The organism is Paenibacillus sp. FSL H7-0714 (genome assembly GCF_038003765.1).
Taxonomy (GTDB): domain Bacteria; phylum Bacillota; class Bacilli; order Paenibacillales; family Paenibacillaceae; genus Paenibacillus_AQ.
Genome location: NZ_JBBOPT010000001.1, coordinates 5,243,140 through 5,266,090, shown reverse-complemented (window position 1 = coordinate 5,266,090; position 22,951 = coordinate 5,243,140). Strand labels below are relative to the sequence as shown.

Here is a 22,951-nt window from a genome sequence, read left to right as displayed (position 1 = left end):
CTCCCTGAGTAATTGTACTGATATCCTACGAGCTTAATATAGACTGATTAGTTAGTATTAATGTGGTGTAAGCACAAACGCTTACCGTCCTTGAGAGACGATGAAGACTTTTCTACTTGAGTACACAATAATATTTACCGATCATTCTACAAATGGTAATATAGGCCTGGACATCTCTGGCGTATAGTATGACCTGGAAAATATGAATTATTCGAAGGAATTCACGAAAAATAACATTCTTCTTTTGATGAAGAAGCATTTTGGATTACAATAAGTTAAGGTGAAAAAAGGAGCTGTACCAATGGCTAAACAGAAATATTATGTAGTATGGGAAGGCAAGCAGCCGGGAGTCTATAGCACTTGGGCGGAATGCCAGGCGCAGACCGATCACTATACCGGAGCCAAATATAAATCGTATGAATCTAAAGCGGTGGCAGATGCGGCATACACAGCGGGCTGGAAAGGTAATTGGGGAACAGGGTCATCAGCATCCGGTGCGGCTAAGTCCAAGGGGACAAGTTCTTTTAAACGAAGCGCTACAGTGGAGACCTCAGCGGAGATCGATTACAACAGCATTTCTGTGGATGTTGGAACTCGTGGCAATCCGGGTCCAGTCGAATATAAGGGTGTGGATACGCAAACCGGAGATATTATCTTCTCTTGTGGGCCGATCAAGAAGGGCACTAATAATCTAGGTGAGTTTTTAGCGATTGTGCATGCCTTGGCGCTCCTGAAGAAAGAGGGAAGTAATAAGACAGTCTACAGCGACTCTGTAAATGCAATGAAGTGGGTAAAGCAGAAGAAAGTAGCGACAACCTTGCCACGTGATGCTTCAACAGAGGAAATATGGGTACTTATTGATCGGGCAGAACGTTGGTTGCAAACCAATACATATGACAATAAAGTGCTTAAGTGGCAGACTAAAGAGTGGGGCGAAATTAAAGCAGATTATGGTCGGAAATAGTTAGAGTAAGGTTCTGGGTTTCGGCTAGAGGAGGAGAATTGGGGATGTTCGGCAACGATTGGGATGAGATATTACAAGATGAAATGCAAAAGCCCTATTTTCTGGAGCTAATGGCTAATCTGGAAAGTGAATATAAGGAACATACAGTCTATCCGCCAAAAGAATTACTGTTCACGGCGTTAAAGCATACACCTTATAGTGAGACAAGGGTTGTTATTTTGGGACAGGACCCATACCATGGAGCGGGACAAGCACACGGTTTAAGCTTCTCGGTAAATCCGGGGGTGCGTATACCTCCTTCACTGCGTAATATATATACGGAGCTATCGGAGGATATCGGTGTACCAATTCCAAACCACGGATCCTTACTGCGCTGGGCAGAACAGGGAGTGCTTATGCTCAACTCGGTACTAACGGTACGTGAGGGAGAGCCGAATTCTCATAAAGGTCTAGGCTGGGAGACATTCACAGATACCATAATGAAGAAGTTAAATGAAAGAACTACGCCGATGGTGTTTATTTTATGGGGAAGTCATTCACAGAAAAAAGGTGCCTTCATAGACCAAAGTCGTCATGAGGTTATTCAGTCTCCACATCCGAGTCCGCTCTCGTCGTATCGTGGATTCTTTGGTAGCCGTCCTTTTTCGAAGGTCAATCAGTTTTTGGAGTCGAAGGGAATGAAAGGTATCGATTGGTTCATTTCGGACATATAACTAATGGGATGTTGGGAAGGGGGAGGGAGCAATGAAGCATTGGGTTGGTAAACCGGTTATCATGTACTGCGGGGACGAACCTTACACGATCATGAAAGGCATTCTGCGCAAATGGGATCTTTCCGCTTCTGTAGCGGTCATCGGTCATCAGGAAATTGCTGTGCCATTTCGGGATATTGTGGTCATCAAAGCTTTGGCTCCTAGAGAAAGAGCACTGCCTCCAGTCTTGCATTCTGTGGGTTATGTGATGAGGGAACGGCAGCAATTTGATAATGCAGTATATTTTAAATCGGCTGTAAGTGTTTGGAAAGAAGATCGGCTGATTGCTCTGAATACGACCATCATTTCGCATACCAAAGGTTCAGTTACACTTCAGGATGGACAGAACCTTATGAAAGGCAATCATATTTTTGTAGTTCGTTCTTTGCGAGGTTAATTTCAGTAATCCTATAAAGAAGCACGAAAAGGTACATCTCCAATTGGAGATGTACCTTTTTTTATTTATGGAATCTCATTCAGTTCGTAAGTGCTATAGATTCTCATGCTTGAGAGGCTCAGCCTCTTCCTCTCGATCTGCAACAATAATCTCATACACTCGCAGAAAAATAATTTTGGCAATCATATAGACGGGCAGCGCAATAAGCACACCAATAATACCGTAGAAATCTCCACCTATAAGAACAAGAAGGACCGTGGTCAGTGGATGAACATCTAATGATTTTCCGTAAATGATCGGTGAGAGTACATTATCTTGGATTTGCTGTGCAATGAATATGACGACCAGCGACCATATTGCCATCGTGGGCGATTCAATGAATCCAACAATAACTACTGGTACTCCCGCAAGGAAAGAACCCACATAAGGAATGAAATTGAGCGGTACTGAAATTACTGCGAGCAGCAGTGAATAAGGCAATCCGATGATAAGGAAACCGATATACAACATAATACCGAGTACGACGTTTAGCACCACACGTGTGACGATGAAACTGCTCAGTGCGCTGTCGATATCCCCGAACATTTCTTTGCCTTCTTTACGGTACTTTCTAGGGATTAAGCCCTGTAGTTTTGGTGACAGCTTATAGTCATCTTTTAGCATGTAATACAAAATGATGGGCAAGGTAGCGATTAGAATAACAATGCTGGAAACTACGCCGATCAAATTGGACATCGAATTGGTCACCCAAGTAATAGCCTCGCTAAGATATTCTGATATACGGGCAGCTACGTCGGAGTCCCCTTGGAAAAAGCGTGAGAGTGTCGGATTATCCCTTAAAGCATTGAACTGATCCTGTAATCCCTGAACAAGGTAAGGCGTGTTATCAATAAAGTTCTGAATTTGTTCTTGCAGTGTCGGCCAGACTAGAACCCAGAAGAGAATAAACAATCCAGCAAACAAGAAATAAATGAGCAGGATGGAGAATGCCCGGTTTAATTTTCTTTTCTCAAGAACTCTTACTAACGGTCGTAGTAAGTAGTACATGAAACCTGATAGTACCATGGGAACGAGTAATAATCTGATAATGGCAGCCAGTGGTGCGAATAGAAACATTACTTTGGAGCCCAAGTACAAAATAAGTAAAAAAGCGATAATAGCAAGACTTGTCCGAAAATACTTCTGTTGTTGCAATAGGAACATCCCCCAAGTTCAAAATATAATCTATGTAGTTTAATAACCCTAATTCACATGACTTGATTCAAAAGAATGGATTACTCTCCTATAGGTAGTTCTTGGCATATCCGTGGAGGATGACCCAATGACTGAGGCTACGCCAAGTAAGTTGTTCACAACACATAACCATAACATCATCATATAAATCGCTCATCGCTCGGGGGCTTTGTGGATCATCTTAACTTCCGTCTAGAAGGTTTCTTTGTGGAAAGGGTGAATATTTCTGGTACTTCAACCTCGCCTCCGGTTTCCTTCGTAACTTGTCTTGCCTTGACGAGAGATAAAAAAGCAAAAAAATCCCCTAAAGTGGCCAGTGCGGCAGCAATGATTTCATAATCTTCAGCACTTAATTCTGCTGTTTCCTCACTATTACCGTTCCCGTTGTTTTTTCCATTACTATTTCCGTTACTCTTAGCGTTGCTGTTACCGCCCATTTTTTTGTTATTTCTTCCGTTGGCCATTTCTGATCACCCGCTTTTTCCTATATGTAGTATTAATATGTTTTAAACATCAGTGAGGAGATAGGCAATTGGTATGTAATTTTCTTATGGGCCTGTTTCACCTTGAGCGAAGCATGAAATCATTCCATTTATTACATTTTGCCGGAGTATCATTTTTAATGTTAAAGCGCTTTACAGATGATGAAAACGCTGTTAAAATCATAAACGAGCACAAATGATCAATAACAGTCATATATAATCAAATAATGGTCATAGATTTCCAAAGATAAGCGCATTTAATAAATGGGATAGCACTGTAACTTAAAGGAGCGAACCACGATGTTGTTTGAGGAAGAGAGAAAACAAAGAATCGTGCTTTTTGTGGAAAAGAATTCAAGAGCTTCGGTACAGGAGTTAGGTCAGGAACTGGGCGTGTCAGAGTCTACTGTGCGCCGTGACCTGAAAGAGCTTGAAGAAGCCAAGTTGCTGAAACGAACGCACGGCGGGGCAGTATCCCTGCAGAGTGTTAACTTTGAGGCGACTTATCCAGATAAGGAAGATCGATTGTTGGATGAGAAGCAGAGAATAGCACGCAAGGCCGTAGAGATGATTCAGGAAGGCGATGCTATTCTGCTGGATGCTGGAACCACAACACTACAGATTGCCAAAGAGCTGAGGGCTTTTTCTAATATCAAAGTCATTACGAATTCGATTATGGCGCTTAATGAACTGCGGGATTGTCGCAATATAGAAGTCTCGATTACAGGCGGAATGTTGCGGCCGGATACATTGGCTTTTGTAGGACCGATGACAGAGCGCTCTTTAGAGATGGTAAGAGTTGATAAAACCTTTCTTGCAACCAACGGATTAGACTTACGAGAAGGAATCACTACACCTAATATGCTTGAAGCAGCGACCAAACGTAAGATGATCTCGGTTGCGAAGCAAGTAATTCTTCTGGCTGATCATAGCAAGCTCGGTCAAGTATCCTTCTGTAAGGTTGCCGACGTGACGGAAATGGATCACTGCATTATTGATTCTGGTGCGTCTGATAAGTTCATCCGTGAGATTACGCAAATGGGTGTAGATTTCTCGCTGGTATGACCTTAGGTGGAGGATGTTAAACGGTTAGAAAATGTCTTAATTTGAGTGGTATGGAATCATTGTAAGATCGTTTGGAAAAATTACATTTGCCGCATGTTTAGCCGGTAATCTATGGCTTAGAAAACCAGAATAATTGAGGGATAATTATGATCTATACAGTAACGCTTAATCCTTCCATCGATTACATCGTGGAAGTTGAAGATTTGAGACTAGGTGGCTTGAACCGGATGAAACGTGATTTGAAGCTTCCTGGAGGTAAAGGGATCAACGTATCACGCGTGTTAAATCAGCTTGAGGTTCAGAATAAAGCTATAGGCTTTCTTGGTGGATTCACTGGACGATATATTGAGGAATGGTTGCGGAAAGAGTCGATTTCAAGTGATTTCGTATTTGTTTCTGATGATACCCGAATAAATATCAAGCTTAAGCATGGAGAGGAAACGGAGATTAATGGTGCAGGGCCCGTCATCCGAGATACGGAGGCAGAGGCATTATTACAGAAGATGGCTGTTCTGAATGCAGGTGATGTTGTGATATTGTCCGGAAGTGTTCCTCCTTCACTGGGTGCTGATTTCTATGACAAGTTGATATCTGTATGCAAGCAAAGAGGGGCCGAATTTGTCATTGATACTACAGGTTCAGCGCTGAAAAAGGCACTCCCTTATCAGCCGTTGCTCGTTAAGCCTAATCATCATGAGCTTGCAGAGCTATTCGGCGTTACGATACAGACTAAGGAAGAAATTATAACTTATGGTCGCAAGCTGCTCGAAGCTGGCGCGAAGCATGTGTTAGTTTCAATGGCTGGTGAAGGTGCCTTGTTCATTACGGAACAGGGGGTATACCACGCCAATGCTCCAAAAGGAGCAGTAAAGAATTCTGTAGGCGCAGGCGATTCTATGATCGCTGGATTCGTTGGCACATTTTCTTTGACTGGAGATTTAATGGAAGCTTTCCGTGCAGGTGTTGCCTCAGGTAGCGCAACAGCTTTCTCTGATGACCTGGCAGATAGAGAATTCATTGAGCAGCTGAGACCGCTGATCAACATCTCAGAAGTGTAAGCTAACAGCATTCAAAGTACTCAAGGGAGTTGGAAGATATGAGAATTACGGATTTGATGATAAAAGATACAATGATTATGAATTTAAAAGCAACCACTAAAGAAGGTGCAATTGATGAATTGATTGCCAGTCTTGCCGCAAGTGGTCGTATCAATGATCCTGTTCTATTTAAAGAGATGATCCTGAAGCGTGAAGAGCAGTCCAGTACTGGGATTGGTGGCGGTATCGCAATGCCACATGCCAAGACTAAAGCGGTGAATGAAGCGACAGTTGTGTTTGCCAAGAGTGCGACGGGCGTCGAATTCGAATCGCTTGATGATGAGCCGGCTCGGATCTTTTTTATGATTGCCGCCCCAGAAGGAGCGGGCAACATGCATCTTCGTACATTGGCCTCGCTGTCCAGACTGTTGATCGATAGCGAATTCATTGAACAGCTGATGAATACCCGAACGCCAGATGAGGTATCCGCCTTGTTCGATGCGAAGCAGGCAGAAGGAGAAGCCAAGGAGAAAGAGAGCGAAGCTGCTGAAGCTGTCAAGAAGTCAGAACCTGAAAAGCTAATCGTCGGCAACCCGGATTCCCAAGCATTCGTCGTAGCTGTTACTGCTTGTCCTACTGGAATTGCGCATACCTTTATGGCTGAAGATGCGCTCAAGAAGAAGGCTCTGGAAATGGGAGTTAATATCCGTGTAGAGACAAATGGTTCAGAAGGTGCCAAAAATGTCTTAACACCCGATGAGATTCGGCGTGCAAGTGGTGTAATTGTGGCAGCAGATAAACAAGTGGAAATGGCCCGTTTTGATGGTAAGCCAGTACTGCAAAGACCGGTTAGTGACGGTATTCGCAAATCGGAAGAGCTCATTCGCAAAGCAATGAACGGCGATGCACCGATTTACCATAATGAAGGTCGTAGTGGTAATGAAGGAGAGTCGAAAGAGAAGTCCGGCAGTATCGGGAGTAAAATATACAAGGACTTAATGAACGGTATCTCCCACATGCTGCCGTTTGTAGTCGGCGGTGGTATTCTGCTGGCGATCTCCTTCCTGATTGAACAAGTCGGTGGAGAGAATCACCCTCTATTCCAACTGCTGCAGACGATTGGTGGCGGTGATGGTGCCTTCCATTTCCTAATTCCGGTTCTTGCTGGATTTATTGCGATTAGTATTGGTGACCGTCCAGCCCTGATGCCAGGTATGGTTGGCGGTTACATGGCCTTGAATTCCAACGCTGGATTCCTCGGCGGTCTGGCAGCAGGTTTCTTGGCTGGTTATGTTGTTATCGGTCTGCGCAAACTGTTTGCAGGTCTGCCAAAAACGCTCGACGGATTAAAGCCGATTCTGTTATATCCGGTATTTGGTCTATTGATAACCGGTGGATTGATGTATTACCTGTTCGATCCGATCTTTAGCTGGATGAACGTAGGACTCATTAATTGGCTTAACGATCTTGGAACCGTTAATGCAGTAATTCTGGGTCTCGTTCTCGGTGGAATGATGGCTATTGATATGGGAGGTCCTTTCAATAAAGCGGCCTACACTTTTGCCATCGGGGTATTCACTACCAGTGGAAATACTAACGGATTCATGATGGCGGCTGTAATGGCAGGCGGTATGGTTCCTCCACTTGCAATAGCGCTGGCTACTACCTTCTTCAAGAACAAATTTACAGAATCAGAACGTAAATCAGGGTTAACAAACTATGTATTGGGCTTATCGTTCATTACAGAAGGGGCGATTCCATTCGCCGCTGCCGATCCACTGCGTGTCCTGACTTCTTGTATCCTAGGTTCAGCTGTAGCTGGTGGTCTCACTCAGTTTTGGAATATCAACGTTCCAGCACCGCATGGTGGGATCTTTGTAGCCGCGCTTTCGAGTCATGCGTTGTTGTTCCTATTGGCCGTTCTGATCGGATCTGTTATTTCCGGATTAATGCTCGGATTATGGAAGAAACCTCTTGAGGCAAAGTAATAAAATAAGTAATTTGAACTGCTGGGTGCCAGACGCTTCTTCTGGTGCTCGGCAGTTTTTTGAAATATAAGAATTTTTATACTTACGCTAAAAACTATTCTTCTATTTTTCGCAGAAAAGATCATCGTCCCTAAGAGGAAGCCGAAGGCGTTCTTCTTACCTAAACTTTGACCACGTATGCCCCTCTACCCTTGCGAGAATAATCTCCTTCATTGAGGTTTATTTTTGTATAATTGAAAATATATATAACAAGAGGGCAAAGGAGCGAGCGAGATGATACTGCACAAGGGGGAGGTCTTGTTCCGTCAAGGGGACAGCTGCGAATTCTTATATAAGGTGAAAAGTGGGCTGTTCAAGGTAACAAGGCTTCATGAAAATGGGAACATGGTGTTATTCAACATCTTGTATCCTGGTGAGATGGTTCCCCATCATTCACTCATTTCGCCAAAGGAGGCGCATGGAACAGCGGTTGCGATGATGAAGAGCGAGGTGGAGGCAGTTCCTTCAGCGGAATGGTATCAACAGGTACGGGATGAGCCAGGTCGAGCGATGGAGATCGCTATCCTTCTTCAGGAGAAGGTAAGGTTTATGCAGACTCGGCTAGATCACCTTACTGTTGGAACACCCGCAGAACGTATGGAGCTCTTAACCCGTTGGTTCAATGACTACTCTCATGGCGCAGCGCTAACAGAGCTTTTGACACAGGAAGAAATTGGACAATTGATCGGTGTGAGACGCGAAACAGTCAATCGTTTGTTGCGTACCGTGGAGTGATTCCTGCCTATTTTTATAACGAAGTGTTTAGAGTAGGGGATCTCCGTGGTATAATGTATTCAGAACTTATTAAATTACAGAAAGGATCAGGATACCATGTGTCCCCGAAGGACGATTCCCCAAAGGACGATTTGGAAACGTTATGATCTGTCTTATACTTAGCTTCCCTGTAGAAGGTGCGTGAACCGTTGTTACTCGACGAACCGCCTCTGCGAGGGGAAGGAGTATATATATGCGAAGGAGCAATACCTCCGGTTTTACCCGTCGTAGAGGTTGGTGGGACGTTTAGCCGCCATATACGATAAGGGGAGACCTGTATGAGGAACCACAATTACGGAGTGAATGTACTGCTCCGGTTGACAGTCATTTTGTTTGGAACATTTTTGCTTGCATTTGCTTATTATCACATCAATTTTCAGAACCATTTGTCTGAGGGCGGATTCGTAGGATTATCGCTACTCGGCAAATATGTATTAGGAATTTCACCTTCAATTTCAACTCTGCTTCTAGACGTTCCAGTACTCTTGATTGCATGGATGTTCAAAGGGAAAGCGTTCGTGTGTAACACCTTTGTTTCTGTAGGAGCTTTTACAATCTTTTACGGACTCATGGAACGTTATTCCGGTTTGGTCATCAACTTGCAGAGCAACTTGGCATTAGCAGCTCTTTTGTCTGGCGTACTGACAGGTTTAGGCGCGGGAATTATTCTGCGAAGCGGCGGCGCAAGTGGTGGAGACGATATTTTGTCGCTGCTGATCAGTGAATGGAAGGGAATTAAAGTAGGTACAGTATTCATCATGTTGGACGTAGTCGTTCTGGCATTATCACTCTTTTATATGCCTGTTAGAGAAACGATGTATACGGTGATGGCGGTAGTTGTAGCTGGTTATGTGATCACCTTTACAACCTCTTTAGGTAAACCAAAGTTAGTGAAGGCGCCAAAGATTCAGTCTACGCTGCGTAAGCCACATGATGGTACGGTAATATGAATAAGACTGTATAAACAGCTTATTTCGGGGATATACTATATTTAAGGTCAGCCAGAATTTCTGGTTGACTTTTTTTGTTTAGGAAATTATACAATACAAAAAAATGTGGATAACTCCGAAGAAAAAGGAAGGAGGGGTGAACGTGAAGAAGCAGGAGACATGAAATAAACGAGGAGTCATCCGTCAGATTCTAAAAACCGAGCGGACCTTATATCCTCCGAAATGCATGTTTTAGTCGAGCCTACGGACAAATGTATGCGAAAAACCGAATAAAAATGTGCCGCCAGTAACGTAAATGAGCCAATGTATGCGAAAAATCGAATACAATGTGCCGCCGGTAACGTAAACAAGCCAAATGTATGCGAAAAACCGAATACAATGTGCCGCCGGTAACGTAAACGAGCCAAATGTATGCGAAAAACCGAATACAATGTGCCGCCGGTAACGTAAATGAGCCAGCGCTGTTATTCGCCCCAGATCACCCGGGAAGGGGCTTGTTATTAGGGAATAAGTGCAATACGGTCCGTCCCTAATATATGTGCTCATTTCATCGAAATAAAGCCATTCGGTCCGTAAGCGGAACCTCACTACGAAAGTGTATATGGATACGAGTATGGAATTACGGATGTACTCAGCTTGTAACTCTACCTCAAGGACGACGTCAGGCGTTTTTCTTGTGTTTCTCTATAAAACAAGATGGCGCACAGTGATAATCCTGTGCACCATCTTTATTTAGCACGCTGCATTCGTGATAGCTTCGCATTCGTCCGAGCAATGACCACTGTGCTGTGCTTCACAGTTCTCACAGCAAATATGCTGAAGGTGGCAAGCATCGTTGGCGCAGTTGATGAATTGGTCAGCTGGCTGACCGCAGTGATGGCAACGACCAACAATGATATCCTCGTCGGTATGATTAATCTGTACGGAGATCCGCTCATCGAAGACATAACATTTTCCATCAAACAGTTGGCCCTGTACCTCAGGGTCTTTACCATAAGTCACAATGCCGCCATCCAGCTGGTACACCTGCTGGAAGCCTTCCTTCATCATAAACCCGCTTAATTTCTCGCAGCGGATTCCGCCTGTACAGTAGGTTAGAATTGGTTTATCTTTTAGCTCGCTCATATTCTCGCGAATCCAGTCCGGGAATTCTTTGAAGCTGTCTACTTCAGGGCGGATGGAACCGCGGAAATGACCAAGATCGAATTCGTAGCCGGTACGACCATCCAGAATTACCACATCATCGCGCTGCATCATTTCATAGAAATCTTTAGGCGCCAGATGCTCTCCGGTGATCACGTTAGGGTCCAGTTCATCCTCGACCCGGAACGTCACGAGTTCCTTTTTATAACGAACGAAGATTTTTTTGAAGGCATGACCATCAGCCTCATCGATCTTGAAGACGATATCGCTAAACAGCGGATTTGCGCGCAAATCCTTCATGTATTGCTCGGTTTGGGCAATCGTACCGGACAGTGTCCCGTTAATGCCCTCATCTGAGATGAGAATTCGTCCCTTTACGTCAAGCTCTTTGCAGTAAGCCAAATGCTCCTGAGCGAATTGTTCTGCATCCGGCACTTTTACAAATTTATAGTATAGCAGAATTGCATATTCCGATTGTGGTTTCATTCTTTTCACCTTTATCATTAGAATTAGACTACTAAATAAACGTTTAAGTATAAAAAGTATTGTAACATATTATCAAGACTTGAAAAAGATACTCTTGAATCGGTAATGGTTAAAACTTGGATATTAGTAAGAAAAACAGCGCAATGAATATGTCTGAATCATCATACCTATGGGGGATTAGTCTGCGAAGTGGCGGCGCGAGTGGATAAGACGGTATTTTGTCGCTGCTGATCAGTGGATGTAGGAGCCAAAGTAGGTACTGTATTCATCCTGTTGGATGTAGTCGTTTTGTCGGATGGTATAACCTGCATTTTTCGGGGATACTACGATTAAGGTCAGCCAGAATTTTGGTTGACTTTTTTTGCTGGGAATAGGCGAATAACATGGATAGTTATGATTGGCGAAACCGTGAATCACAACGCGCGTATTAATTTTCATTCGAAGAGTCACATGGTGACTTTAATAATAAGGAGGAACTGCGGGATGAGTGCTCACGAGATTGATTATGTCATTATGGGCGAGGAAATTCAGTGTGTGGAGGTGCAGCTTGACCCCGGAGAGAGTGTAATTGCCGAAGCTGGAAGCTTCATGATGATGGATCAGGAAATTACGATGGAGACGATCTTTGGTGATGGTAGTGGGGGGACGCGCGGAAGCGGACTGATGGGTAAGCTGATGGGTGCGGGCAAGCGTCTGTTGACAGGGGAAAGCTTGTTCATGACCGTATTCACACATAGCGGTTCTTATGGACGAAAAAGTGTCACCTTTGCTGCTCCATATCCAGGAAAAATCATCCCGCTCGATCTTCAGCAATACGCTGGAAAAGTGATCTGTCAAAAGGATTCATTCCTCTGTGCGGCGAAGGGCGTCTCGATCGGTATTGAATTTCAGCGCAAGCTGGGCACCGGCTTTTTTGGTGGAGAAGGCTTTATTATGCAAAAGCTGGAGGGCGACGGTCTTGCATTCGTACACTCTGGTGGCTACGTTATGGAACGCACACTACAGCCGGGAGAGACGCTCAAGCTGGACACAGGTTGTCTTGTCGCTATGACGTCTTCCGTGGATTATAATATCGAGTTTGTAAAAGGTGTCAAAACCGCGCTATTCGGCGGAGAGGGCCTGTTCTTCGCCACACTGCGCGGACCCGGCAAGGTGTGGGTGCAGTCACTGCCATTCAGCCGTATGGCTGACCGCATTCTGTCCGCAGCTGGTAACAGCGGACGCAAAGAAGAAGGCAGCGTACTTGGGGGACTCGGCAATCTGCTGGATGGCAGATAGGTTTGGGCGAGGTTAATGGTAGAACTTTCGAGGCAGAGAATGAGCGGTTTTAGCGAGTGGGCTTATTAGGGGGAGACAAGGGCAGAAGTACCCTTGTCTTGTGCGTGTTGGCCCCAATAGCGCGAAAGAGGGGCAAAAATGCCCTGGATTTCTGGGAATTGGCCCAAATGGAGCGAAAGAGGGGTAAAAATACCCTAGATTTGTACGGATTGAGCGAATCCGGCCAAATGAACGGTATAAATCCCGTAGAATGGGCTGGATTGAGCGAATCCAGCCAAATGAACGGTATAAATCCCGTAGAATGGGCTGGATTGAGCGAATCCAGCCAAAAGAACGGTATAAATCCCGTAGAAATGGGCCGGATTGAGCGAATCCAGCCAAAAGAACGGTATAAATCCCGTAGAATGGGCTGGATTGAGCGAATCCAGCCAAATGAACGGTATAAATCCCGTAGAATGGGCTGGATTGAGCGAATCCAGCCAAAAGAACGGTATAAATCCCGTAGAAATGGGCCGGATTGAGCGAATCCAGCCAAAAGAACGGCATAAATCCCGTAGAAATGGCTGGATCCAATTCTAATTGCTTCAGCAAAACATTGGTTACTTATGTTCGATGTGATATCAACATTAGACGTTTGTATTATCGACTCTGTGATGTCCCCCGCTACTGTATCTGCAACTAACTATATAGTGAGACCCGTGAATGATTATGCTCATTCACGGGTCTTTTTTTAGAGGTTGGGCTTGGGATAGTTTAATTCATAACCATCAAATACCTGCCTCGCGTTAGGCATGACGATTTGCCTCACGTTACGCTTGGCGATCTGCCTAGCTTTACGCTGATGATCTATCACACAATCTCCCTAACAATTTGACTAACCCTGTCCGCGATGTATATATTATTTGGCAAAGCCCTTATAAGAGGTTGTTCAAAAAGTCCGCTTTTGATCACGAAGTATTCCAAGAAGATTATTCGACATCGAATATTGAATTCAGGCGAAACTTCCGGTGCTCACGTAGCTTCCACTACGCTCCGCTCCTCAGTTTCTACCTTCATCCAATCTTCTCGGTGCTGAAAACCGTACTTTTTGAACACGTACTATAATGTTAAGGCTGTGACCGGAGGCATGATATGTTCAAAATATTTATTATAGAAGATGACCGTGGACTGGTGGCTCTGCTACAGGATTATTTACATAAGTTTGGATATGAAACACAGGCTGTGAATGATTTCGAGCGGGTTCGTACTCAGTTTGAAATGTTCGCTCCGCACCTGGTTCTTTTAGATGTTAATTTGCCAAAATACGATGGGTATTATTGGTGCCGCCAGATTCGTGGGATTTCCACCTGCCCTATCCTTTTTATATCTGCCCGCGATGGCAAAATGGATCAGGTGATGGCGTTGGAGAACGGAGCCGACGATTATATTACGAAGCCCTTTGATTACGAAATTGCGATGGCCAAAATTAAAAGCCAGCTACGACGCGCCTACGGTACCTATGCGGGAAGCAACAATGAGCGTACCCTAACCGTTGCCGGAATGGCACTGGATGTGGAGCGACTAGTCCTTACTCGAGGAGAAGCCAAGGTGGATTTAAGTCACACGGAAGCCAAGATACTAGATGAGTTGATGCAAAAGTCGGGAACTATCGTTACCCGCGACAGACTGCTCGAAAAAATCTGGGATGATCAAGCCTTTGTGGATGAGAATACGCTTAATGTCTATGTCACCCGTGTACGTAAAAAGCTTGCCGCTCTTGAGATTACGGACGGTCTACAAACCGTTCGAGGTCAAGGCTACCGCTTGATTCCGAATTGGGGGGATGAGGATTGAAGCTATTTTTAAGGGAGCAGATCCCTTTAATTGTTGTCTATCTAGCACAGCTCATCTTGATCACACTAGTATATCGGCTGGATGGGGGCAGTGGTGTGAGTGTTAGTCTGTATGCTGCTCTTCTCAGCACTTGTCTGCTGCTTGGCTACCTCGCTTATCGGTATATCAGCAATCGTACGTTCTATGAACGTCTGGAGACTGTACCCACCTCTCTAGATGAAGCTGGCGGTCCATCACAGGATTCTCCGCTTGCCGTGAGTTTACGAGGACTACTAGGGTCACAATTCCGCCTCTACAAAAATGATTTACACAGCTACCGCCACAAGCTGGAGGAACATATCCACTTTATTAATCAGTGGGTGCATGGGATGAAGACGCCATTGTCTGTCATCCATTTGATGATTCAAGATAAAGACGGACCGCCTTTTACGGCGATAGGTGATGAACTGGATCGTCTGAAAAAAGGACTGGACACTGTACTTTATACGGCTCGGCTAGATACTTTTGAGCATGATTTTTACGTGGAACGTTTGGATTTGGAAACCCTCGTACGTAGCGTGACCTCAGAGCAGAAGCGTCTGTTCATACGTAACCGTATATTTCCTACTATTAAAATAGATAAGCGAATCGCTGTAACCACAGATGAGAAATGGCTAAGTTTTGTGCTTACGCAAATTATTACGAATGCAATACGTTATACGACGGAAGTCGGCAAACATGTATATTTCCATGGGTACATACAAGAAGAAAAGAGAGCAGTACTGGAGATACGAGATGAAGGGGTTGGCATTCCAGCAGGTGATCAGCCGCGTGTGTTTGATCCTTATTTTACAGGTGTGAATGGACGAACCTTTCAAGAATCCACGGGGATGGGTCTATATCTTGTGAAACAGATCTGCGGAAAACTTGGTCACGAGGTGAGCATTTGCTCAGAAGAAGGTAAGGGCACGACCGTGCGGATAGTGTTTAGGGAGTCCTACCTTACAAAAATGTAAGGTCATTGTAAGTTAGAGAAATGGCAGCCTGTGTATACACTTTGTATAATGAAGGCAATCCAGTCGAAAGAAGGAGAGGTAACACTTGCCCATTCTAGATGTTCATAATTTATCAAAAATATATGAGGGTAAAGTGTCCACTCAGGCATTGAATCATATCCGTTTTTCTGTTGAAAAAGGGGAGTTTGTTGGCATTATGGGACCTTCAGGGAGTGGAAAAACAACACTGCTCAACACGATCGCAACCATCGACCAGCCGACCTCCGGTCAGATTCTGATCAACGGCCGAGATCCCAATCTGCTTAGCAGAAAAGAAAAGGCACTCTTTCGCCGCCATGAGCTTGGTTTCGTCTTTCAGCATTTCAATCTGCTGGATACGCTCACTGTAGAGGAGAACATTGTGCTGCCTCTCACGCTTGCTGGTGTCCGTGTTACGGAAATGGAGAGCAGATTGAAAGAAGTAGCAAGTATGCTGGACATTGAGCATTTGCTGCAAAAAAGGACATACGAGATTTCAGGTGGACAGATGCAGCGGACCGCCATCGCCCGGGCGATGATTCATCGTCCTTCATTGATTTTAGCAGATGAGCCTACAGGGAATCTGGATTCCAAAGCTTCAGGTGAAGTCATGAATATGCTGACAGAGGTGAATCAGGAAGAAGGGGCAACCGTGCTGATGGTCACACATGACGCAGTGGCCGCGAGCTTTTGTAACCGAGTCATCTTTATTAAAGACGGACGTTTCTATAGTGAAATGTACAGGGGGAGCAGCCGAGGCGCCTTCTTCCAAAGTATCATTGATATGTTGTCTCTGCTTGGGGGAACTAGCCATGACCTTTCGGCAATTCGCTTATAGGAATGTTACACGTAACAAGCGTAAATATGCGGCTTATTTTGTCGTCAGTGCTTTTTCAGTGATGATCTTTTTTGTGTGCGCATTGTTTATTTACCATCCGGATATTTCTAAGAGCTTGGTTTATAGTACAGCTGCTCATACAATGATGGCGGCAGAAGCCATTATTTATGTGTTTTGCTCCTTGTTCGTTCTTGTATCGGTCGGATCGTTCCTGCAGTCACGTAAGATGGAGTTTGGGATTTTATTGATGCATGGAATGACGAAGCGACAGCTGAACATGATGGTATTTTTGGAAAATATGATGATCGGCACCTCTGCCATCCTGACAGGTACTTTACTTGGGTTAATTCTAGGTAAGTTGTTTTTGATGATCGGATCTACTTTTCTAGGGATACCTCTTTTAACGTTTCATCTTCCATGGCAGGCGCTTGTACTAACGATATGTAGCTTTGCGCTGTTATTTATTCTAATCTCGCTAAGCACGTTCTTCTTTATTGGGAATGAATCACTGATGCGGCTGTTTCAGGGAGAACGAAAAGCAGAAGAGGAACCTAAAGTTTCCTTGGTGTTATCTTTACTGTCTGCTTTATTGCTGTTGACGGGCTATTTTATGGCAGCTACAGCACAAGCGGCTTCGGTTGAAAAGGTGATGTTCCCGGTCGTTATAATTACAGTTGCGGGTACCTATCTCTTTTATACTCAGCTCAGTATTTACACTGTTAAACTACTTAAGACGATCCGGCGCCTGTATTGGAACCACACGAATATCATTACTTTATCGGGCTTGTCTTACCGCTGGAAAGAGAATGCCCGAATGTTCTTTATGGTGACGATTGTTTCCGCAGTATCTTTTACTTCAGTTGGAGTATTCGCATCGATCCATACGCTTTCCAGAGAGTTGAAATTGGACTATCCCGCAGCAGTTGGTTATGTAGCCAAAGGCAATCAATTGCAGGATCCTTTTGATCAGCATTTGGACGAAATTCAGGAAGAGCTTACAACGCTCGGTTTACCCTATGAGACACTTAGTATTCCGATTAAATACGCAGAGGTGGAATCTCAGACCGGGCCAGATCGCACGTTAAGGCTTCCCTTGATTGCTTACAGTGATTATAAGCTTGCTCTGCTTCGTGCAGGGTTTACAACGGATGAGCAGCCTCTAAGTGGAGATGAAGGACTGGTGATGATCGGTTCGCAACGAGACCGGAGTCTGCAAGCGGGTAGAGTAAAGCCGATATACTCCTTGAAGCAAGGTCTTTCCATTCGAGAAATGGGCTATACCCAGCATGTTCCGATTGCCGAATATCTATTGCCGGAGCTGGATGGAAGGGATGGGGGAGATTTCAGTGGTGTTGTGATTAGCGATGAGCTTTACAAGGCCATTCATCCCGTACAGACCGATTTGTATACAGGATTTTACATGGATGATTTCCCGCGAACAGTAGGTATAGCGGCGGATCTTGCTCATAAAGGGAAACGGTCCTATGAAAGTAACTCGCCATACGCGATTGTTGTTAGCGGTACGCTGTTTGAAATACAGAGAACATTGTACAACACGATGCTATTCGCTTCTTTACTGGTGGGTACTGTCTTTTTCATTGCAGCAGGCAGCTTCCTTTACTTCAGGCTGTATACAGATCTAGATCATGATCGCCATCAATATTCTACATTGTCCAAAATGGGACTTACAGATCAAGAGCTAAACCGAATTGTAACGATACAATTGTCGTTGTTGTTTTTTGTTCCGGTTGGGGTAGCCATTTTGCATAGTGTGTTTGCCTTTATTGCGCTTCAGCGGTTGTTTTACTTATCTATTGCTGTGGAGACCGGGGCGGTGTTATTGGGATATTTGGCTGTCCAGGGACTTTACTTCTTTTTTATTCGCAGCCGTTATTTACGCAACTTGAAGAAGAACTTGATCTGAATAATGGGGGTTACGAAATGCAAGCATGGATTACAGATTTTATGGAGCAGTTTGGTTACTTTGGTATTTTCCTGATGCTCGCTTTTGAAAATATATTTCCACCGATTCCTTCCGAAGTGATCCTTCCTTTTGGCGGATTCATGACAACCACAACGAATTTGACCATTCCTGGTGTAATTATTGCTGCTACGCTTGGCTCACTGCTGGGTGCAGTAATTCTCTATTATATCGGTCGTTTGTTGGATGTAAATCGCTTGGAAAAGATCGTTGAACGCTGGGGCGGCCTACTCCGGATTAGCAAAAAGGACATCCACAAGGCTGACGCTTGGTTTGACAAATATGGCTATTGGACCGTATTATTTTGTCGGATGGTTCCACTAGTGCGTAGTTTGATTTCGATCCCTGCAGGGATGTCGGGCATGAAATTTGGAGTGTTTATGATCTTCACAACGATTGGTACGCTGGGATGGAATCTATTGCTGGTGCTTATTGGTGCGGCATTGGGTGAGTCCTGGGAAGACATCGCCATGTATATGGATATGTACTCCAACGTAGTGTACGTGCTTCTTGCAGGTGGAGTAGTGATCCTTGGGTATTTGTTCTTCCGCAAGCGCAGCCGGAAAATGAACACCGAAGGTTGAGCCGAGAAGGACTTATAGATAAAAGTTATGATTAAAAGGAGGAGAACAAATGGAGCTATTAACGATTATTAAAGCTATTATTTTGGGAATTGTTGAAGGATTGACTGAATTTGCTCCGGTATCCTCCACAGGTCATATGATTATTGTTGATGATATGTGGTTAAAATCGACAGAGTTATTTGGACAATATACGGCCAATACGTTCAAAGTGGTTATACAGCTGGGGTCAATATTAGCAGTTGTAGTTATTTTTAGAAATAGGTTCATTGAATTGCTGGGCTTAAAGCGCTTCAGCCGCAAGCAGTTGGATCCTGTAACCGAGCAACAACCACAGCTTGAAAAAGGCGGCCACCTGAAGCTTACACAGGTGCTTGTAGGTTTAGTGCCAGCAGGCGTGCTGGGGGTTCTGTTTAATGATTATATTGACGAGCATTTATTCTCTACATCCACCGTGTTAATCGGTCTAGTAGTCGGTGCTGTATTAATGATTATTGCGGATCTATTCGGACCAAAGAAGATTCAAACGGAGAGTGTCGATCAGATTACATATAAGCAGGCGCTAGGTGTTGGTCTGGTCCAGTGCTTCTCCTTGTGGCCGGGATTTTCTCGTTCCGGGTCGACGATTTCTGGTGGTGTTCTTCTGGGTATGAGTCATCGCGCTGCTGCTGATTTCACGTTTATTATGGCTGTTCCAATCATGGCAGGCGCCAGTTTACTCTCACTGATGAAGAACTGGCAATATTTCACCATCGATGCCCTGCCGTTCTTCATTGCAGGCTTTATCAGTGCCTTTGTATTTGCACTATTATCGATGCGTTTCTTCTTGAAATTGATCAACCGGATTAAGCTTTTACCATTTGCTATATATCGCATAGTACTTGCTGCAGTAGTATATTTCGTGTTTTTCTAAATCCGTTATAAGGAATCGATATAACAAAAGCCCCCGTAATCTATTGCAGATGACGGGGGCTTTCACGTATGATGACATCAGATTTAAGACACTCACTTTATCCTTATAATTCTCGCATAAACGCTTACCGTCCTTAAAAGGACGCTGAAGGCGTTTTAGCTTGACAATATCGGAGACAGGTGCTTGCCGGAAATTAGTAATTCGGTAGGCTTAATAGGGAAATTCGGTTTGAAGCCGATGCGGTCCCGCCACTGTAACGGAAGAGTCCATAGCAACATATGTCACTGGCAATTTACTACTGCTGGGAAGACTGCTAAGGATGCTGACACCGCTAGCCAGGAGACCTGCCTGTTTCAACAGCACTGCTTCACCTACGGAGGATAGGAAGGTGTTAGACGTTAACCATAGGTATATTATGGGCGTCTTTCCCTTTGACTTTTTTAGGGAAGGGCGCTCTTTTTTAAAGGAATGCAAGTGATATCGAGTCCAAAATAAGAAGATGGAGAAGGGGAGCTGCAAAGTGACGAACAAAGTAAAAGTAAGCAATCTTGGCTATCCAAGAATCGGAAAAAACCGCGAGTGGAAGAAAACGTTGGAAGCCTTCTGGGCGGGAAAAATAAATGAGGAAGCGTTCCGTACTGAAATGACAGGAATTCAGCTTCAGCATTTGAAGACTCAGCAGGAGGCAGGCATTGATTTAATTCCGGTAAATGATTTTACGTTCTACGATCATGTGCTAGATACAGCTGTAATGTTCGGGATCGTACCTCCACGTTATGCGTATGATGGTGGCGATATTGGGCTTGATCTTTATTTTGCGATGGCTAGAGGAAATGCTGAGGCTACCGCTTGCGAGATGACTAAATGGTTCAATACGAACTATCATTACATCGTTCCAGAGATCGGTGCACAAACGCCGCGTCTGACCGAGAATAAACCATTGGCTGCTTATCGTTTTGCCAAGTCCCAAGCGGGAATTGAGGGTAAACCTGTGGTTTTAGGCCTTTATACATTCCTTAAGTTGTCAAAAGGTTTTGCATCTGCGGATATTGCGAAGATTGCTGCTCAGTTTCTTCCGGTTTACGTTCAGCTGTTGCAGGAACTGAAGCAAGAAGGAGTAAGCTGGGTACAAATTGATGAACCAGCGATTGTTACAGGAATTAATGAATCAGAATTATCCTTACTTCACTCGATTTACACAGAAATTGCTGAATCCGTGCCTGGATTAAATATTATTCTGCAGACTTACTTTGAAGCTGCTGAACCGCTGGAGGCACTGTTCAAGCTTCCGGTACAAGGTTTAGGTCTTGATTTTGTCCATGATGGCGGGACGAACCTGGCATCGATTGAACGTCTTGGCTGGCCTGAGGATAAGTGGCTGGGAGCGGGTATTATTGACGGACGCAACATCTGGCGCTCAGATCTGGATGCTAAGCTGCAGCTAATCGAGAAGCTGAGTGTACATGTATCACTTGATCGTCTTATTATACAGCCTTCTTGCAGTTTGCTGCATGTTCCGGTTACTGTTCAGGGTGAGGTGAAGCTGAAGGCCACCGTCAAGGCTGCTTTAGCTTTTGCTGATGAGAAGCTTAGAGAGCTTGGCCTGCTTGCTGCAGCCTTAGAGGGTGCAGCAGAAGCTGCTGCTGCGTTGACGGCCAGTCGTGAAGCCCTTACTGCCTTCCGTGCACTTCCTGAACGCGGTCGTAAGGATGTGGCCGAGCAAGTTCTCGGACTTACAGATTTACCAGACCAACGTAGCCTACCTTTTGCTGAACGCCTGAAGGTGCAGCAGGAGAAGTGGCAGCTGCCACTTCTGCCAACGACAACAATCGGAAGCTTTCCACAGACCGTAGAAGTGCGCCAGGCAAGGTTGAAATGGCGTAAAGGCGTATGGAATCAAGAGCGTTACGACGGGTTCGTTCGTGAGCAGATTGCAGATGCAATCACTTTCCAAGAAAAGCTGGGTCTGGATGTACTCGTGCACGGTGAGTTCGAAAGAACCGATATGGTGGAGTTTTTCGGGGAGAAGTTGGATGGTTACTTATTTACTAGTAATGGCTGGGTTCAATCCTACGGATCACGCTGCGTTAAGCCACCAGTTATTTATGCGGATGTAGCTTTTATCCAGCCTATGACTGTAAAAGAAAGCGTCTATGCTCAGTCGTTAACTTCCCTTCCTGTTAAAGGTATGTTGACTGGTCCTGTTACGATTCTCAATTGGTCTTTCGTACGTGATGATCTTAGTCGGGAAGCAGTAGCGAATCAAATTGCCTTAGCGCTCCGTCATGAAGTTAAAGCATTGGAGGATGCAGGCATAGAGATGATTCAAGTAGATGAACCGGCTATCCGTGAAGGACTTCCTTTGAAGGCTGAAGATCATGAGGCATACTTGAATTGGGCGGTGAAGTCGTTCCGTATCGCGACGAATCATGTGAAGGCTACGACACAAATTCATACCCACATGTGCTATAGCGAATTTAATGACATGATAGACTCCATTTCAGCGATGGATGCGGATGTTATCTCTATTGAGACTTCACGTAGCCATGGGGAACTGATCGTTAGCTTTGAGGAGCAGGCGTATGATAAAGGAATTGGTCTTGGTGTATATGATATCCATAGTCCACGGGTTCCTGCAGTAGAAGAGATGACAGCTAATATTGATCGTGCGCTGCGGGTGCTTGATCCTGAACAGTTCTGGATTAATCCGGATTGCGGTCTTAAGACACGTGGCTGGCAGGAGACAGAAGATGCACTTCGTAACATGGTAAAGGCTGCCGCTATTGCAAGAGAAAATGCAGGAGTTAGTGCTTCCAAATAACATAAGAAGTATACAATAAATCATAGCCGGGGAATTTCTCCCTGGCTTTTTATTTCAGCCACTTGATAATAATTCTCATTCTTGATAGAATGAGAAAAGAAAAGAAGGAACCGTGGAGGGTCCCTTCAAATCATCACCTTATTTGCTTTCGAAAGTCTTGCAATCTGTTTCTTCTGCACGTGTAGGTTCTTGGGAGCTGTGGAAAGCTACAAAGATAGAATCAGCACTGCATTTGTTCTCTTCTGCCCAGTGGGTGCAGGAGTTAACTTCGCAAATTACGTCTTTTGCCATGAGGGTTCACCTCCCCTTTTAGTAATAGACAGCATTATTAAAAAACTTCTCTGTTCAACAAGGTGGAGCTTGTCCGAACAGAACCGTGTTCT

At 44.6% G+C, this 22,951-nt stretch carries 21 protein-coding genes, 1 pseudogene and 1 riboswitch; of the genes and pseudogenes, 18 read left to right on the top strand and 4 right to left on the bottom strand.

All coding sequences use genetic code 11. The annotated features are described in order from the left end of the window. Positions 1–301: 301 nt before the first annotated feature. The 3 genes from rnhA to NST34_RS23585 are packed head-to-tail and all read left to right on the top strand — an operon-like array spanning position 302 to position 2,113. Positions 302–964, top strand: a complete 663-nt coding sequence (rnhA, locus tag NST34_RS23595) for a ribonuclease H (protein WP_341128860.1) — start codon at positions 302–304, stop codon at positions 962–964. 44 nt (positions 965–1,008) lie between these two features. Further along, the gene (ung, locus tag NST34_RS23590) at positions 1,009–1,677 is read left to right on the top strand and encodes a uracil-DNA glycosylase (protein WP_076284675.1); all 669 of its coding nucleotides are present in this window, start codon (positions 1,009–1,011) and stop codon (positions 1,675–1,677) included. A 31-nt stretch (positions 1,678–1,708) separates the two neighbouring features. Then, on the top strand, positions 1,709–2,113 hold the full coding sequence (locus NST34_RS23585; RefSeq protein ID WP_042190609.1) for a hypothetical protein: 405 nt from the start codon (positions 1,709–1,711) through the stop codon (positions 2,111–2,113). Positions 2,114–2,206: 93 nt separating this feature from the next. Here the strand turns inward: NST34_RS23585 and NST34_RS23580 are convergent, their stop codons facing one another. Both NST34_RS23580 and NST34_RS23575 read right to left on the bottom strand, forming a co-directional pair. Next, positions 2,207–3,316: an AI-2E family transporter gene (locus NST34_RS23580; RefSeq protein ID WP_076300786.1), complete on the bottom strand. Its 1,110-nt coding sequence runs from the start codon at positions 3,314–3,316 to the stop codon at positions 2,207–2,209. 206 nt (positions 3,317–3,522) lie between these two features. Further along, positions 3,523–3,810 (bottom strand): hypothetical protein, encoded by a 288-nt coding sequence (locus tag NST34_RS23575; protein ID WP_341059917.1) that lies wholly within the window; start codon positions 3,808–3,810, stop codon positions 3,523–3,525. A gap of 309 nt (positions 3,811–4,119) precedes the next feature. On the opposite strand from NST34_RS23575, the pseudogene NST34_RS23570 reads away from it, so the two are divergent. The 6 genes and pseudogenes from NST34_RS23570 to NST34_RS23545 form a co-directional block, all read left to right on the top strand. Continuing rightward, positions 4,120–4,302 (top strand): annotated as a pseudogene (locus NST34_RS23570) (DeoR family transcriptional regulator); the annotation flags it as partial. Positions 4,303–4,353: 51 nt separating this feature from the next. Then, positions 4,354–4,893: a DeoR/GlpR family DNA-binding transcription regulator gene (locus tag NST34_RS23565; protein ID WP_331281445.1), complete on the top strand. Its 540-nt coding sequence runs from the start codon at positions 4,354–4,356 to the stop codon at positions 4,891–4,893. Positions 4,894–5,039: 146 nt separating this feature from the next. Next, positions 5,040–5,951, top strand: a complete 912-nt coding sequence (gene pfkB, locus NST34_RS23560) for a 1-phosphofructokinase (protein ID WP_341128859.1) — start codon at positions 5,040–5,042, stop codon at positions 5,949–5,951. 38 nt (positions 5,952–5,989) lie between these two features. Then, positions 5,990–7,918, top strand: a complete 1,929-nt coding sequence (locus NST34_RS23555; RefSeq protein WP_076284670.1) for a PTS fructose transporter subunit IIABC — start codon at positions 5,990–5,992, stop codon at positions 7,916–7,918. 273 nt (positions 7,919–8,191) lie between these two features. Next, complete coding sequence (locus tag NST34_RS23550; protein WP_076284669.1) at positions 8,192–8,692, top strand: Crp/Fnr family transcriptional regulator; 501 nt, start codon at positions 8,192–8,194, stop codon at positions 8,690–8,692. 317 nt (positions 8,693–9,009) lie between these two features. Continuing rightward, the gene (locus NST34_RS23545; protein WP_076284668.1) at positions 9,010–9,681 is read left to right on the top strand and encodes a YitT family protein; all 672 of its coding nucleotides are present in this window, start codon (positions 9,010–9,012) and stop codon (positions 9,679–9,681) included. Positions 9,682–10,413: 732 nt separating this feature from the next. On the opposite strand, the gene trhO is transcribed toward NST34_RS23545, so the two are convergent. Next, positions 10,414–11,310, bottom strand: a complete 897-nt coding sequence (gene trhO, locus NST34_RS23540; RefSeq protein ID WP_341128858.1) for an oxygen-dependent tRNA uridine(34) hydroxylase TrhO — start codon at positions 11,308–11,310, stop codon at positions 10,414–10,416. 483 nt (positions 11,311–11,793) lie between these two features. Here trhO and NST34_RS23535 point away from each other — a divergent pair, with 483 nt between their 5' ends. The 9 genes from NST34_RS23535 to metE all read left to right on the top strand — a co-directional run bounded on the left by NST34_RS23535 (position 11,794) and on the right by metE (position 22,568). Continuing rightward, positions 11,794–12,588 carry a TIGR00266 family protein gene (locus tag NST34_RS23535; protein WP_042190589.1) on the top strand — a complete coding sequence of 265 codons (795 nt, stop codon included), beginning with the start codon at positions 11,794–11,796 and terminating at the stop codon, positions 12,586–12,588. A gap of 167 nt (positions 12,589–12,755) precedes the next feature. After that, positions 12,756–13,109 carry a hypothetical protein gene (locus NST34_RS23530; protein WP_341128857.1) on the top strand — a complete coding sequence of 118 codons (354 nt, stop codon included), beginning with the start codon at positions 12,756–12,758 and terminating at the stop codon, positions 13,107–13,109. Between the two features lie 610 nt (positions 13,110–13,719). Then, on the top strand, positions 13,720–14,421 hold the full coding sequence (locus tag NST34_RS23525; protein ID WP_042190586.1) for a response regulator transcription factor: 702 nt from the start codon (positions 13,720–13,722) through the stop codon (positions 14,419–14,421). Continuing rightward, a complete protein-coding gene (locus tag NST34_RS23520) occupies positions 14,418–15,416 on the top strand; it encodes a sensor histidine kinase (RefSeq protein WP_341128856.1) in 999 nt (332 codons plus the stop codon). Before NST34_RS23525 ends, NST34_RS23520 begins: the two co-directional genes overlap by 4 nt. An 85-nt stretch (positions 15,417–15,501) precedes the next feature. Then, on the top strand, positions 15,502–16,272 hold the full coding sequence (locus NST34_RS23515) for an ABC transporter ATP-binding protein (protein ID WP_076300832.1): 771 nt from the start codon (positions 15,502–15,504) through the stop codon (positions 16,270–16,272). Further along, positions 16,247–18,196 (top strand): ABC transporter permease, encoded by a 1,950-nt coding sequence (locus tag NST34_RS23510; protein ID WP_341128855.1) that lies wholly within the window; start codon positions 16,247–16,249, stop codon positions 18,194–18,196. Before NST34_RS23515 ends, NST34_RS23510 begins: the two co-directional genes overlap by 26 nt. A gap of 17 nt (positions 18,197–18,213) precedes the next feature. After that, the gene (locus NST34_RS23505; protein ID WP_042190577.1) at positions 18,214–18,837 is read left to right on the top strand and encodes a DedA family protein; all 624 of its coding nucleotides are present in this window, start codon (positions 18,214–18,216) and stop codon (positions 18,835–18,837) included. A 49-nt stretch (positions 18,838–18,886) separates the two neighbouring features. Next, positions 18,887–19,747 (top strand): undecaprenyl-diphosphate phosphatase, encoded by an 861-nt coding sequence (locus NST34_RS23500; protein WP_042190575.1) that lies wholly within the window; start codon positions 18,887–18,889, stop codon positions 19,745–19,747. A gap of 160 nt (positions 19,748–19,907) precedes the next feature. Next, positions 19,908–20,113: riboswitch (cobalamin riboswitch) on the top strand. Positions 20,114–20,267: 154 nt separating this feature from the next. Then, on the top strand, positions 20,268–22,568 hold the full coding sequence (gene metE / locus NST34_RS23495; RefSeq protein ID WP_341128854.1) for a 5-methyltetrahydropteroyltriglutamate--homocysteine S-methyltransferase: 2,301 nt from the start codon (positions 20,268–20,270) through the stop codon (positions 22,566–22,568). A 138-nt stretch (positions 22,569–22,706) separates the two neighbouring features. On the opposite strand, the gene NST34_RS23490 is transcribed toward metE, so the two are convergent. Continuing rightward, positions 22,707–22,859, bottom strand: a complete 153-nt coding sequence (locus NST34_RS23490) for a DUF1540 domain-containing protein (RefSeq protein WP_076120659.1) — start codon at positions 22,857–22,859, stop codon at positions 22,707–22,709. Positions 22,860–22,951 lie beyond the last annotated feature (92 nt).

Coding starts and splice junctions, on each gene's coding strand:
- NST34_RS23550 (WP_076284669.1), top strand. CDS start 8,192: ATGATACTGCACAAGGGGGAGGTCTTGTTCCGTCAAGGGGACAGCTGC.
- rnhA (WP_341128860.1), top strand. CDS start 302: ATGGCTAAACAGAAATATTATGTAGTATGGGAAGGCAAGCAGCCGGGA.
- NST34_RS23575 (WP_341059917.1), bottom strand. CDS start 3,810: ATGGCCAACGGAAGAAATAACAAAAAAATGGGCGGTAACAGCAACGCT.
- NST34_RS23555 (WP_076284670.1), top strand. CDS start 5,990: ATGAGAATTACGGATTTGATGATAAAAGATACAATGATTATGAATTTA.
- NST34_RS23535 (WP_042190589.1), top strand. CDS start 11,794: ATGAGTGCTCACGAGATTGATTATGTCATTATGGGCGAGGAAATTCAG.
- ung (WP_076284675.1), top strand. CDS start 1,009: ATGTTCGGCAACGATTGGGATGAGATATTACAAGATGAAATGCAAAAG.
- NST34_RS23525 (WP_042190586.1), top strand. CDS start 13,720: ATGTTCAAAATATTTATTATAGAAGATGACCGTGGACTGGTGGCTCTG.
- NST34_RS23500 (WP_042190575.1), top strand. CDS start 18,887: ATGGAGCTATTAACGATTATTAAAGCTATTATTTTGGGAATTGTTGAA.
- NST34_RS23490 (WP_076120659.1), bottom strand. CDS start 22,859: ATGGCAAAAGACGTAATTTGCGAAGTTAACTCCTGCACCCACTGGGCA.
- trhO (WP_341128858.1), bottom strand. CDS start 11,310: ATGAAACCACAATCGGAATATGCAATTCTGCTATACTATAAATTTGTA.
- NST34_RS23530 (WP_341128857.1), top strand. CDS start 12,756: ATGGAGCGAAAGAGGGGTAAAAATACCCTAGATTTGTACGGATTGAGC.
- NST34_RS23580 (WP_076300786.1), bottom strand. CDS start 3,316: ATGTTCCTATTGCAACAACAGAAGTATTTTCGGACAAGTCTTGCTATT.
- NST34_RS23545 (WP_076284668.1), top strand. CDS start 9,010: ATGAGGAACCACAATTACGGAGTGAATGTACTGCTCCGGTTGACAGTC.
- NST34_RS23505 (WP_042190577.1), top strand. CDS start 18,214: ATGCAAGCATGGATTACAGATTTTATGGAGCAGTTTGGTTACTTTGGT.
- NST34_RS23585 (WP_042190609.1), top strand. CDS start 1,709: ATGAAGCATTGGGTTGGTAAACCGGTTATCATGTACTGCGGGGACGAA.
- NST34_RS23510 (WP_341128855.1), top strand. CDS start 16,247: ATGACCTTTCGGCAATTCGCTTATAGGAATGTTACACGTAACAAGCGT.
- pfkB (WP_341128859.1), top strand. CDS start 5,040: ATGATCTATACAGTAACGCTTAATCCTTCCATCGATTACATCGTGGAA.